General features: G+C 66.8%; 8 protein-coding genes. 2 read left to right on the forward strand and 6 right to left on the reverse strand.

The features are described from left to right. Positions 1 to 29: 29 nt before the first annotated feature. The 4 genes from FOC67_RS20815 to FOC67_RS20830 form a co-directional block, all read right to left on the reverse strand. Positions 30 to 2,750 carry a helix-turn-helix transcriptional regulator gene (locus FOC67_RS20815; protein WP_009313401.1) on the reverse strand — a complete coding sequence of 907 codons (2,721 nt, stop codon included), beginning with the start codon at positions 2,748 to 2,750 and terminating at the stop codon, positions 30 to 32. Positions 2,751 to 3,082: 332 nt separating this feature from the next. Next, the gene (locus FOC67_RS20820) at positions 3,083 to 4,450 is read right to left on the reverse strand and encodes a DUF1329 domain-containing protein (protein ID WP_003103009.1); all 1,368 of its coding nucleotides are present in this window, start codon (positions 4,448 to 4,450) and stop codon (positions 3,083 to 3,085) included. A gap of 60 nt (positions 4,451 to 4,510) precedes the next feature. Beyond that, positions 4,511 to 6,436 (reverse strand): DUF1302 domain-containing protein, encoded by a 1,926-nt coding sequence (locus tag FOC67_RS20825; RefSeq protein ID WP_003132618.1) that lies wholly within the window; start codon positions 6,434 to 6,436, stop codon positions 4,511 to 4,513. Between the two features lie 211 nt (positions 6,437 to 6,647). Then, entirely contained in the window at positions 6,648 to 8,330 is a 1,683-nt protein-coding gene (locus FOC67_RS20830) for a fatty acid--CoA ligase (protein ID WP_009313400.1), read from the reverse strand. Positions 8,331 to 8,511: 181 nt separating this feature from the next. Between FOC67_RS20830 and FOC67_RS20835 the strand changes: the two genes are divergently transcribed. Beyond that, positions 8,512 to 9,687: an acetyl-CoA C-acyltransferase gene (locus FOC67_RS20835; protein ID WP_003103022.1), complete on the forward strand. Its 1,176-nt coding sequence runs from the start codon at positions 8,512 to 8,514 to the stop codon at positions 9,685 to 9,687. A 56-nt stretch (positions 9,688 to 9,743) separates the two neighbouring features. Here the strand turns inward: FOC67_RS20835 and FOC67_RS20840 are convergent, their stop codons facing one another. Beyond that, positions 9,744 to 10,925, reverse strand: coding sequence for an MFS transporter (locus FOC67_RS20840; protein WP_009313399.1), 1,182 nt, complete (start codon positions 10,923 to 10,925; stop codon positions 9,744 to 9,746). A gap of 101 nt (positions 10,926 to 11,026) precedes the next feature. On the opposite strand from FOC67_RS20840, the gene FOC67_RS20845 reads away from it, so the two are divergent. Then, positions 11,027 to 11,815 carry a helix-turn-helix domain-containing protein gene (locus FOC67_RS20845; RefSeq protein ID WP_003137733.1) on the forward strand — a complete coding sequence of 263 codons (789 nt, stop codon included), beginning with the start codon at positions 11,027 to 11,029 and terminating at the stop codon, positions 11,813 to 11,815. 274 nt (positions 11,816 to 12,089) lie between these two features. Here the strand turns inward: FOC67_RS20845 and FOC67_RS20850 are convergent, their stop codons facing one another. Further along, the gene (locus FOC67_RS20850) at positions 12,090 to 12,260 is read right to left on the reverse strand and encodes a DUF2474 domain-containing protein (protein WP_003093052.1); all 171 of its coding nucleotides are present in this window, start codon (positions 12,258 to 12,260) and stop codon (positions 12,090 to 12,092) included. Positions 12,261 to 12,269: the final 9 nt, after the last annotated feature.

A 12,269-nucleotide genomic window follows, 5' to 3' on the forward strand; every position in this document is an offset into this window, starting at 1 on the left:
CAGCACGCCAGGCACATGGGGTGGCGCGCCTAGCGCAACAACCCCATGTGCTTGGCCCGCGCCACCGCCTGGGTGCGGCGCTCGACGCCGAGCTTGTCGTTGATATGGCGGGCGTGGCTCTTCACCGTATGCAGCGAGATGAACAGCCGCTCGCTGATCTCCTGGTTGGACAACCCCTGGGCGATCAGCTCCAGCACCGCCAGTTCGCGCCCGCTGAGCACCTCGCCCGCACTGCCCGCGGGCTCGGCGGGCGGCTCCGGCAACAGCGCGCGCATGCGCTGGGCGCCGGGACAGGCAGGGAAGCGCTGCAACTGTTCGCGCAACCATTCCGGCTGCTGCACGAGCAATTCGTGGAGCGGCAGCAAGGCTCCGCCGACTGCGCCCTCCATGGCTTGTTGCAGGGTCGCCAGCGCCTCGCGCTCGCGGCCCTGCTCCAGGTGCAGCGCGGCCAGTTGGCCGAGGGCCAGGCGAGCCGGCAGCAATGCGCCGTTCTCCCGCGTCGAGCGGGCCAGCCGATCCAGACGCCGGGCGGCCTCCTCCGGGCGTCCTTCGCGGCGCTCCAGGCCGGCCTGGAGCAACTCCACATGCAGCGGCAGCAGCGGACTGCATTCCGGCGGCGTGGCCGCCTGCCCGCCGTAGGTGCCGCCCAGGCGCTGTAGCCAGACGCCGGCCAGTTCGGTCTGGCCCTGGGCCAGCCAGAGTTCGCACTTGATCAGGGTGATCGCCGCCAGGTAGTAGATCGGCGGGATATCCCAGGCATGCATCAGCCGCTCGACGTCGCCAAGCCGGGCGAACGCCGCCGCGTAGTTGCCCAGGCGCCCTTCCAGGCTGGCCAGGACGCAATAGCCGATCACCAGGCTGACATCCCGGCAACTGCGGGTTTCCTCGATTCCCTGCTTGATCCATTTGCGCGCTTCGTCCGGCTGCAGCGCCAGGCTGCGCAGGTAGCCGCGGTACAGCAGGAGCCGCCCGCGCACCGCGTAGCGGCGTTGCGCCGGCAGGTGCTGGAGGCGTTCCAGGCCCTGGCGCACCTCCTCCTCGGCGCGCGCCACCTCGCCGCGCGCCTGGAGGACGCGGGCGCGGTCGTAATGGACCAGCGCCTCGAACAGCGGGTTGCCGTAGCGCTGGGCGAACTCCAGGGCGTCGCGGTTGTAGTTGCGCGCCTGCCAGAAGTCGCCACGGGTCACCGCCAGGTTGCTCAGCGTCGACAGGCATTGCAGGCGAGTGCCGTAGCGCTCCCCGGCGAGGTCCTGCAAGGCCTCGCGGCAGTGCGCCTCGGCCTTGTCGATGTCGCCGCGGCCGCGCGCGATCACCCCGCTCAGGGCCTGCCACTGGGCCAGCAGGTCGCGCTGCGCAGACTCGTCCGGCGCCGGCAGGAAACGCGCCAGTTGGCCGGCCAGCTCTTCCGCGGCATCCAGCTGGCAGGCCAGCGCCAGCGCCCAGCCGTACAGCAGGATCAGGCGCGGCGTGCTCGCCAGGAGGCTGTCCGGCAGGTCCATCTTCCAGCGCAGCAGGGTGGCGATGTTCTGCTCCGCCAGCAGTTGCTCTTCCGACAGGTTCTGCACCAGGCTCGCCGCCACGTCCGGCTGGCCGGCGCGCAGCGCCTGTTCCACCGCCTGGTCGAGCAGGCCATGGCGGCTGAACCAGCCGCAGGCGCGCAGGTGCAGGGAGCCGGCGGACGGACCGAAGTCGGGTAAGGGACGCGCCAGCAGCAGGTCGGAGAACAGGTGGTGGTAGCGGAACCACTGGCCGTTTTCGTCCAGCGGCACGAGGAAGACCTGGTGCTGCTGCAGGTGGTCGAGGATCGCCGCGCTGTCGCCGGCCTCGCGCACGGTATCGCAGAGTTCGGCGCAGAAGCGCTCGAAGCGCGCGGTCTGGGCGAGGAACGCCTGGACCTCGGGCGGCTGCCGCTCGATCACCTCCTCCAGCAGGTAGTCGCGGATCAGCTCGTCGGCGCCGTGTACCCCGGGACTGACCTGCTCCTCTGGGTCGCCGCGCGCCAGCAGCCAGAGGCGCAGCCCGGCGACCCAGCCTTCGCTGCGCTCGAGCAGCGCGTCCAGCGCGTCCTCGTCGAGTTCGAGGCCGCTGGCGGCCATCAGCGCTCCACTCTCCTCGGCGGTCAGGCGCAGGTCCTGTTCGCTGAGTTCGAGCAATTGCCGCGACAGGCGCAGGCGCGCCAGGTGCCAGTCCGGCCGCTGCCGGCTGGTGACCAGCAGCACCAGGCCCTCGGGCAGGTGATTGAGGAGGAATTGCAGGCAGCGGTCGAGCACCGCGCCCTGGGCCAGGTGGTAGTCGTCCAGCACCAGCAACAGGGGGCGCTGCGGGTCCAGGCAGGGGCCGAGTTCGTCGAGCAGGTCGTCGAGCCAGGTCTCGAAGGCGAACGGCTGGTGGCGCTGGCGCATCTTCAGCAGGCCAAGGGCCTCTTCGCCCAGGGTCGGGTGGTACTGTCGCAAGCCATCGAGCAGGCGTTCGAGGAAACGTCCGGGATCGCTCTCGCGGCTGCTCAGTCCCAGCCAGAGGCTCTGCCAGCGCGGGTCGAGGCTTTCGCAGAACTCGATGGCCAGGGAACTCTTGCCAAATCCGGCGGGCGCGGCGATCAGCAGCAGGCGACCGTCCAGTCCGTCGCGCAGTCGACGGCAAAGACGCGGGCGCGCCACATGGGCCGACGGCAGCGGGGGGCGGAAAAAGCGGTTGGCCGTCGGCAGGACGGCGGATGGAGTGCCCGAGAAGGTGCGCGAGAAGTCAGTCATCACCCGGTTTCTTGGTTTATGTATGGGGCGTGAACGCTCCGGAGACTAACCACAAGTGATGGCTATTTGAAGCACTATCCATCGGCTCGGACGAAATAGCGCACCGGCGCTTCAGCTCGATAACCAAGGAAAGACCGGTTTCCCGGCGCGGTCCAGGCGCGGCAAACGTTTCCCGGCCACACAGGTGCCCGCCGGGAGGATGGCGACGACGGAATCCGCGGGCGAGGCGGGAAAACACTTTGTAATGAATTGACGGCCGGAGCGGCACGCCGCCCGCGAAAACGAAGAAACCGGCACAAGGCCGGTTTCTTCGTGGCTAGGAACGCCGTTTCTCAGCGCACCCCTTCCTGGCGCAACGCCGCCGGGGTGTAGTCGCTTTCCGAAGCGCTGTAGTTGAAGTCGTAGGCCTGTTTCTCCTCGTTCTTCATGCCCAGCGCCAGATAGCGGCCGGAGAGCAGGTCGTAGAGGGTTTCCACCGCGTACCAGGGCACCTGCTTGTCGTAGTACTGCTCGGCATGCGCCTCGGCCACGCGCCACAGGGTGCCGCGACCGTCGTAATGGTCGATCTCGGCGGCCTGCCAGGTGTCCTCGTCGATGTAGAAGTCACGCTTGGCGTAGATGTGCCGCTCGCCCGGCTTCAGGGTCGCGACCACATGCCAGACGCGGTGCAGCTCGTAGCGGGTCAGGTCCTGGTTGATGTGGCCGGCCTTGACGATTTCGCTGTACTTGATCTTCGGATCGTCGAGCTTGTAGCTGTTGTAGGGAATGTAGATTTCCTTCTTGCCTTCCAGCTTCCAGTCGTAGCGGTCCGGCGCACCGTTGTACATGTCGAAGTTGTCCGAGGTGCGCAGGCCGTCGGCGGCGGTGCCGGGACCGTCGTAGGACACCTGCGGAGCCCGCCGCACGCGGCGCTGGCCGGCGTTGTAGAGCCACGCCAGGCGCGGCTCCTTGACCTGGTTGAGGGTCTCGTGGACCAGCAGCACGTTACCGGCCAGGCGCGAGGGCGCGGTGACCCGCTGCTTGAAGTAGAACAGCACGTTGCTCGGCTTGTTCGGGTTGTAGTCCTTCAGGTTGGTACGGAAGGTGAAGGCATCCTGGAAGTAGACCAGCTGGTAGGAGCCGTTGACCTGCGGAGTGGCCTGGGTCACCAGGCGCCGGACGCTGCCGCCGCGATAGCGGGTGATGTGGTTCCAGATCACCTCCAGGCCGTTCTGCGGGATCGGGAACGGGTTGGCGGTATCGAAGTTCTCCAGGCCGTTGCCGCCTTCCACCAGCTTGGTGGTGGTGGCGTTGCGCTTGGCCGCCTCCTGCACCGCCGCCGGGACGGTGGCGCTGCGGTGGGTCTTGTATACCGGGATCTTGTAGGTATCCGGGTAGCGCTTGAACATGGCCAGTTGGCCGGGAGTCAGCTTGTCCTTGTACTGGTCGACGTTCTGCGCGGTGATGGTGAACAGCGGTTGCTCGCTGGCATAGGGGTTGGCGAGGAAGCCACGGCTGTCGACGCTGCCGGCGTTGGTCGCCAGGCCGCCATCCCAGGCGGGGATGCTGCCGTCGGCGTTGCCGGCCTTCTCCGCCCCCAACGGAGTCAGGCTGGTGCCGAGCTTGGCCGCCTCGTCGGCGGATACCGCCGCCATCACCTGGGTGGCCAGCAGGCTCAGGGCCAGTACACCGGTATGCAGAAGAATCTTCGTTGTTTTCATTCGCTCGTCGTCCTCGTTAAGTCCTGCTCGCCGGCCCGGTTCGCACCGGGCCGGCGTACATCAGAAGTTCATGCCGAAGCTGAGCGCGACGAAGTCGCGATCGTCCACGGTGGTGTACTTGCCGTCGAAGAAGTTGGTGTAGGAGAGGCTCGCGGTGTAGGTGTTCTGGTACTCCGCGTCCACCCCCAGGCTGACCGCCTTGCGGCCTTCCTCGAAGTTGGCGCCGGGGCCGGGCGAATAGCCATCGACGTCGTGCGACCAGGCCACACTGGGCTTGAGGTTCACGCCCATGAACACGTCGTTGTAGTCCCAGATCGCACGGGCGCGATAACCCCATGCGTCCGAGGTGGTATAGCCATCGTTCTCGCAGTAGCGGCTGACGTTGTTCGCTTCGGCGGTGCCCAGCGTGCTGATGTTCAGCGCCTGGCAGCTGGCCAGGCCGGAGATGGTCCCCGGCAGCGGCCCCGGTCCGAAGACCGGGTCACGCCCGTAGCGTGCCTTGGAGGTGCTTTCCAGGCCGCCGACGTGGGTCCAGCCGATCTCGCCCACCAGGGTCAGGCGCTCGGCGCCCATCACCTGGTCGAAGAAGTGCGTCAGGGTGGTCTGCAGTTGGGTGATCTCCTTGCGCCGATAGCCGTGCAGGTCCTGCCCGGCCTGGCCGTTCAGCACCGAGGCGTTGTCGTAGGGGCGGTTGCCGCCGATGCTCACCGGGTCGAGGCCGGCGAAGAGGATGTCGGTGGTGTTCAGCTGCACCGGCGCGTTGGGCCGGTAGCTGACTTCGCCGCTCCACGCGGTGCCGTTGGGCAACGTGGTGGAGAAGCTCAGGCCGAACATGCGGATATCTTCCGGGTACTCGATGAAGTAGCTGGAGTTGCCGGCGGTGGCCGCCGCCGCGGCCTGGGCGGCCAGTGCCGGGTTGATCGCGGCGAGGCGGGTGGCGAGGTCATTGATCGCCGCCATGGTGCTAGCCGAGGCGCCCTGGCCGCTGAAGATCGGCAGGCGGCTGTGGTAGTTCATGTAGTAGGCGCCGAACTCGGTGTTCAGTTCGTCGGCGAAGTAGCGCAGGGCGAAGCCGTACTGGCCGCTGTCGCGAGCGTCGCGGTCCGGCCCGCGGCGGACCAGGATGCCCTCGTCCCAGGGCGACGGGGTAACGCTCAGGCCAGCCCCGGCGAGCACGTTGTTGAGCAGGTTGATGGACGCCTTGTTGTTGGTCAGCACCGCCAGGTTCTGGTCGCAGCCATCGGCCACCACGTCCGGCTGGGAGAAGAAGGTGCCGCAGTTGTCGACCACCGTCTGGTCCCACTCGATCTGGTAGAAGCCTTCGGCGGACAGGTTGTCGGTGAGGTTCTGCGACAGGTAGAACATGTTCACCGGGATCAGGCCTTCCTTGATCTCCGAGCCGGGCCGGCGGAAGGCGGTGACGTCGATCGGGTTGATGGCGCTGATGCCGTTCTGGATGAAGGTGCTCTCGCCCCAGTTCACCACCTGCTTGCCCAGGCGCACGCTGCCCGGCAGGTCGCCGATGGCATAGTTGTGGTAGATGAAGGCGTCGAGCAGTTCGGCGCCGGAGGACTTGGCCAGGGTCTTGCGGCCGCTGTCGTCGATGTCCTTGAACTCGCGGTGCTCGTCCTTCAGTTCGAAGTCGTACCAGTACTTGCCGCGCAGGAACACACCGGTATCGCCGTACTTCAGTTCGAGGTCATGGATGCCCTTGAAGACCTTCGAGAACGTTTCCCCACGCTTGAAGTTCAAGTGGCTGTCGTCGGAGGTCTGGGAAAGTCCCTTGCCGCCGTTGTTCACACCGATCAGGTTCTTGTTCGGCTTGGCGGTCGACCAGCTGGCCCCGACCGACAACGCCGAGTCGAAGGAACCTTCGATTTCCCCGATGTTGAAGGTCACCCCAAAGGCCGGAGCCGCCAGCGAGGAAGCCAGGCTGACGGCCAACGGCAACCGGGCCCGACGCGAGAACGGATTACGGGTTGTCATCGACGCTACTCCATGTGTGTTTTTTGTTATGAGTGCGTGGACTATAGCTAGCGCTGCCTGCCACTTGATCCCTCGAAAGTGTGATTTGCGCGGCGCAACCACTCTGGCTCGCGCCTTTGCGGCGGATGGAGAATGACCGGGCGGTCGCGAAAACGCGGAGACCAAGCGTTTGCTTGGCCTCCGGGCGTTTCAGCGGTGTAGGAAAGCCCCGTCAGACGGTCGACAGGAAGGCGCTGCCGGCTTCCTGCCACTGGGCGATCTCGATACGGATGCGCTTCTTGTCCAGCTTGCCAACGCTGGTCTTGGGAATATCGGTAACAACCGCGATCTGCGAGGGGATCGCCCACTTGTTGATGTTGCCCTGCTCGACGAAAGGCTTGAGGTGCTCCTTCAGGCCACGGGCGTCCAGTTGCTGGCCCTCGCGCACCACCAGCAGGGCGAACGGGCGCTCGCCCCATTGCGGATCGGGCACCCCGACCACCGCCACTTCGCGTACCGCCGGATGGCGGCTGATCAGGTCTTCCAGCTCCAGGGAGGACAGCCACTCGCCGCCGGTCTTGATCACGTCCTTGATGCGGTCGCGGATCTCGATGAAGCCCATGCCGTCCAGGGTCGCCACGTCGCCGGTGTGCATCCAGCCGCCGCGCCACAACTCCTCGCCGCGCTCGGGTTCGCGGAAATACCCCTGGGTCAGCCATGGCGAGCGCAACACCAGCTCGCCCTGGGACTCGCCGTCGGCCGGGAGGAAGCGGCCCTGTTCGTCCATGATCGCCGCATCCACCAGCGGCACCGGCACGCCGGCCTTGATCCGGTAGGTGGTGCGCTCGTCCTCGCTTCCGGCCAGCAGTTCGTCGTTGAGGTAGGCGCAGGAAATCAGCGGACAGGTCTCCGACATGCCGTAGGCGGCGGTCAGCTGGATGCCGCGCGCCTTGGCCGCCTCGTAGAGCGAGCGGTTCAGCGCGCTGCCGCCGATGATCACCTTCCAGCCCTTGAAGTCCACGCCCTGGGCAGCCCTGGCGTTCATCACCATCTGCAGGATGGTCGGCACGCAGTGGGAGAAGGTGACCTTCTCGCGCTTCCACAGTTCGACCAGCAGTTCCGGATCGTAACGCCCGGGATAGACCTGCTTGACCCCGAGCATGGTCGCCACGTACGGAGTGCCCCAGGCGTGGACATGGAACATCGGGGTGATCGGCATGTACACGTCGCTGGTACCGAGCAGGCGGATGCTGTCCAGGCTGCCGATGGTCGAAGCCATCGCCAGGGTGTGCAGGACCAGTTGCCGGTGGCTGAAATACACACCTTTCGGATTGCCGGTGGTGCCGGTGGTGTAGAAGGTGGTGGCGATGGAGTTCTCGTCGAAATCGGGGAAGTCGTAGCGCGGGCTGGCCGCGGCCAGCAGCAACTCGTATTCGCCGACCAGGCCGGGCAGTTCCGCGCTCTTCTCCGCGCCGTCGGTGAGCAGGATGGTCCGTTCCACCGTGGCCAGCTGCCCCGCCACCGCCTGGTAGAGCGGGACGAACTCGCTGTTCACCAGCACGAAGCGATCCTCGGCGTGGTTCATGGTGTAGAGGATCTGCTCCGGGGAGAGGCGGATATTGATGGTATGCAGCACCGCCCCGATCATCGGGATGGCGAACATGCATTCCAGGTAGCGATGGCTGTCCCAGTCCATCACCGCCACCGTGTCGCCGGCCTTCACCCCGGCCTCGCTGAGTACGTTGGCCAGGCGCGCGACGCGCTCGTTGAAGGTGGCGTAGCTGTAGCGCACCTGGTCGCGGTAGACGATTTCATGACTCTTTTCGTAACGACGGCCGGAAAGCATCAGGCTCTTGATCAGCAACGGATACTGATAAGCGCCGGCGGCGGCCGGGATGAGACGGGTCTTCAGCATGGGGCGTACACCTGGGAGCGGGTTCGTTGTCAGGATGAGGCCGACTCTAGAGCCGTCGGCGGGCTTTGTTCATCAGTCAAAAGAGTGATTTGCCCCGTGACCTTTCGGAGCCTCCTGGTCACAAGATAGAATCCGCCCACTGAATCGTTCAGACCCTATCCAGAACAAGAGGTAACGTTCCATGTCCGATATCGTCATCGTCGCCGGCGCCCGTACTCCCATGGGCGGCTTCCAGGGCAGCCTGGCCGGCGTTTCCGCGGTCGACCTGGGTGCCGTCGCGATCCGCGAAGCGGTGCAGCGCGCCGGCATCGCCGCCGAGGACGTACAGGAAGTGATCATGGGTTGCGTCCTGCCCGCCGGCCTGAAGCAGGGCCCGGCCCGCCAGGCCGCGCTGGCGGCCGGCCTGCCCGCCGCCACCGGCTGCACCACCATCAACAAGCTGTGCGGCTCGGGGATGAAGGCGGTGATGCTGGCCCACGACCTGCTCAAGGCTGGCACCAACCAGGTGATGGTCGCCGGTGGCATGGAAAGCATGTCCAACGCGCCCTATGTCCTGGAGAAAGCCCGCAGCGGCCTGCGCATGGGCCACGGCGAGATCAAGGACCACATGTTCCTCGACGGCCTGGAGGACGCCCGTACCGGCCGTTTGATGGGTTCGTTCGCCCAGGAGACCGCCGACAAGTACGGCGTGACCCGCGAGGAGATGGACGCCTATGCCATCGAATCGCTCAAGCGCGCCCAGGCCGCCATCGCCGATGGCTCGCTGGCGGCGGAAATCGTCCCGGTCACCGTCACCAGCCGCAAGGGCGAGAGCGTGGTGAAGGACGACGAGCAACCGCTGACCGCCAACCTGGAGAAGATCCCCAGCCTCAGGCCGGCGTTCCGCAAGGACGGTACCATCACCGCCGCCAATGCCAGCTCGATCTCCGACGGCGCCTCCGCGCTGGTCCTGATGACCGCCGAGGAAGCCCAGCGCCGTGGCCTGAAGCCGCTGGCGCGAATCGTCGGCCATGCCACCCAGAGCCAGGACCCGAGCGAGTTCACCCTGGCGCCGATCGGCGCGATGACCAACCTGTTCGCCAGGACCGGCTGGAGCAAGGACGACGTCGACCTGTTCGAGATCAACGAAGCCTTCGCCATGGTCACCATGCTCGCCATGCGCGAACACGGCCTCGATCATGCCAAGGTCAATGTCTATGGCGGCGCCTGCGCCCAGGGCCATCCGGTCGGTTCCACCGGCTCGCGGATCATCCTCACCCTGATCAACGCCCTGCGCCAGAAAGGCGGCAAGCGCGGCGTCGCCTCGCTGTGCATCGGCGGCGGCGAAGCCACCGCCGTGGCGCTCGAACTGCTCTGATACGGCGTTGAGCCATCGGCGCCCGGCCGGCTCGCACTGTCCGGGCGCCCTCTTCCTCAGGTGCCCACCGCGGCGCTGCGCGCCGGACGCGGAAACACCAGCGCCGTGGCGAAGGTCAGCGCGGCGAAGCCCGCCAGTACCAGGTACAACCCCAGCAGCCCCTGCCGTGGCTCCAGGTAGGCGATCATCGGGATCGCCGCCGCGCTGGCACCGAACGACAGGAAATAGCGCAGGGCGAAGACCCGCGCCTGCCACTGCGGCGCGACGAAGTGGGCGACCATCGCGTCGTTCACCGTCACCTGGCCGAACACCGCGAACATGAACAGCGCGCCGAACAGTACCACTGCGCTGCCGTGGCCGTAGGCCAGGGCCAGCAGCAGCGGCACCTGGCAGAAGGTGAGGAAGACGAACGGCAACTTCAGGTTCAGGCGATCGATCAGGCGGCCCATGATCAGTTGCGCCACCGCGCCGAAGGCATAGGCCAGGCTGACCACCACGCCAAGGGTCTGCGGCGACGCCAGCAAGTCGCTCAGGCGCTCCTGGAACAGCTTCGGGTAGGTCACGGTGCTGGCGTTGAACACCACCCCGCCGGTGGCGGTGACCAGCGCCAGCACGCCGAACACCCGGCGCATCGACAGACCCTCGCTGTCCTCGCCACGCGCCGCGGCCTTGGCCGACAGGTGCGGCGATGGCTCCTCGCGCACGCAGAAGAAAAAGCCGATGCCGAGCAGGATGGCCACCCCGCCGGGCAGGATGAACGCCGCACGCCAGCCGAAGTGCGCGGTGAGAAAGCCGGTAAGCAGCGCGGCGAAGGCGACCCCGAGGTTACCCCACATGCCGTTGATGCCGATCTCGCGGCCGCGGTTCTCCGCGTGTGCCACCAGCATCGCGGTGCCGACCGGGTGGTAGATCGCGGCGAATACCCCGATCAGGGTCAGCCCGGTCACCAGCATCGGTACGCTGCCGGCCAGCCCGGTGAGCAGTGCGGCGGCGCCGATACCGAAGAAGAACAGCAGCATCATCCGCCGCCGGCTCCAGGTATCGCCCAGCCAGCCGGCCGGCAGCGAACAGGCGCCGAAGGCGATGAAACCGCCCAGCGACAGGCCGATCAGACCGGCGTAGTCGAGGTCGAAGCTGCCGGCCATGCCGAGCACGGCGGCGGGGAAGATCAGCATGAACATGTGGTCGATGACATGCGCGGCGTTGATGAAGCGGATAACGGTTCGAGGTCGGTTCATGGCGTGCGGTCTGAATGGTCGGTGAGGAATGGGCGTCATGACCCGGGCATGATAGGTTGACCGAAAAGCGCAGACAGGACAGCGAGGTCATCGAAACGGACATGCTGATCGAGCACCGCCCGGACGGCCTGCTGGCCGCCATCTCCCTCGACTTCCCCGACAGCCATCACCTGGGGCGGCATTTCCACCCGCAGGCGCAGTTCCTCTACGCCGCTCGCGGCCTGATGCGCCTGGCCACCCACCACGGCGCCTGGGTGATCCCGCCGACCCGCGCGGTATGGATTCCGCCCCGGGTGGAGCACGAGATATTCATGTCCGGCGAGGTGCACATGCGCACCCTGTTCATCGAGCAACCCGAAACGCCGACACCGCTAAGCGACTGTTGCGTACTGGCGGTGACGCCGCTGCTGCGGGAAATGATCCTGCGCGCCATCCACCTCGAGAGCCAGCCGCGCCTGGACGACTTCCGCCAGCGCCTGCAAGGGCTGATCCTCAGCGAGATCGCCAACCTCGAACGGATGCCGCTGTACCTGCCGATGCCCCGCGACCGCCGCTTGCAGGCGATCTGCCAGGCATTGCTGAAACAGCCGGAACTGGGGCTGACCCTCGATGACTGGGGCCTGCGGGTCGGCGCCAGCTCGCGCACCCTGGCGCGGCTGTTCGCCCAGGAATTGCAGATGAGCTTCCATGAGTGGCGCCAGCAACTGCGCCTGACCGAAGCCCTGCCGCGCCTGCTGGCCGGCGACAGCGTGCAGGTGGTCGCCCGCGACCTCGGCTACGGCAGTACGCGGGCCTTCAGCAGCATGTTCCGCCGCCTGCTCGGCGAAACCCCGCGCGACTACCTGGGGCGACTGGAGCAACTGGCACGGGTCAGGGGCCGCGAGGACTGATGCCCCACGGCGCAACGCCAAGCAACCGCGAATCGGCGGATAACGCCTGCGGCGTCATTCGCCCTACCAAGGCGCCGCTAGGGCGCATCCGCCGCCAAGGCTCCCGTAGGGCGCATAACCGCAGCGCGGTTATCCGCCATGGTGCAAGGCGGGAACGCGAGGATTGACGCCCTACGGCGCAACACCAAGCACTGGCGGATCGGCGGACAAAAAGAAGCCCTCCAGCGGAGGGCTCTCGGAAAAGGGCGCCGGAGCGCCCGGATGGGATCGTCGATCAGTGCGGAACGCCCAGCCCCGCCGCGCTCATGAACAGGCGCATCAGCCAGGCGGCGACGCCCAGGGCCAGCACGCTGGCGGTCCAGATACCCGCCAACCAGGCCAGGCGTCGCCAGAGCGGTGGTTTGGCCGCGCTATCTCGTTCGGGATGACTCGGCGTACGGACCATATGCGGCGC

Source organism: Pseudomonas sp. FDAARGOS_761 (assembly GCF_013343155.1).
Classification (GTDB): domain Bacteria; phylum Pseudomonadota; class Gammaproteobacteria; order Pseudomonadales; family Pseudomonadaceae; genus Pseudomonas; species Pseudomonas aeruginosa.

Coding starts and splice junctions, on each gene's coding strand:
- FOC67_RS20815 (WP_009313401.1), bottom strand. CDS start 2,750: ATGACTGACTTCTCGCGCACCTTCTCGGGCACTCCATCCGCCGTCCTG.
- FOC67_RS20820 (WP_003103009.1), bottom strand. CDS start 4,450: ATGAAAACAACGAAGATTCTTCTGCATACCGGTGTACTGGCCCTGAGC.
- FOC67_RS20825 (WP_003132618.1), bottom strand. CDS start 6,436: ATGACAACCCGTAATCCGTTCTCGCGTCGGGCCCGGTTGCCGTTGGCC.
- FOC67_RS20830 (WP_009313400.1), bottom strand. CDS start 8,330: ATGCTGAAGACCCGTCTCATCCCGGCCGCCGCCGGCGCTTATCAGTAT.
- FOC67_RS20835 (WP_003103022.1), top strand. CDS start 8,512: ATGTCCGATATCGTCATCGTCGCCGGCGCCCGTACTCCCATGGGCGGC.
- FOC67_RS20840 (WP_009313399.1), bottom strand. CDS start 10,925: ATGAACCGACCTCGAACCGTTATCCGCTTCATCAACGCCGCGCATGTC.
- FOC67_RS20845 (WP_003137733.1), top strand. CDS start 11,027: ATGCTGATCGAGCACCGCCCGGACGGCCTGCTGGCCGCCATCTCCCTC.
- FOC67_RS20850 (WP_003093052.1), bottom strand. CDS start 12,260: ATGGTCCGTACGCCGAGTCATCCCGAACGAGATAGCGCGGCCAAACCA.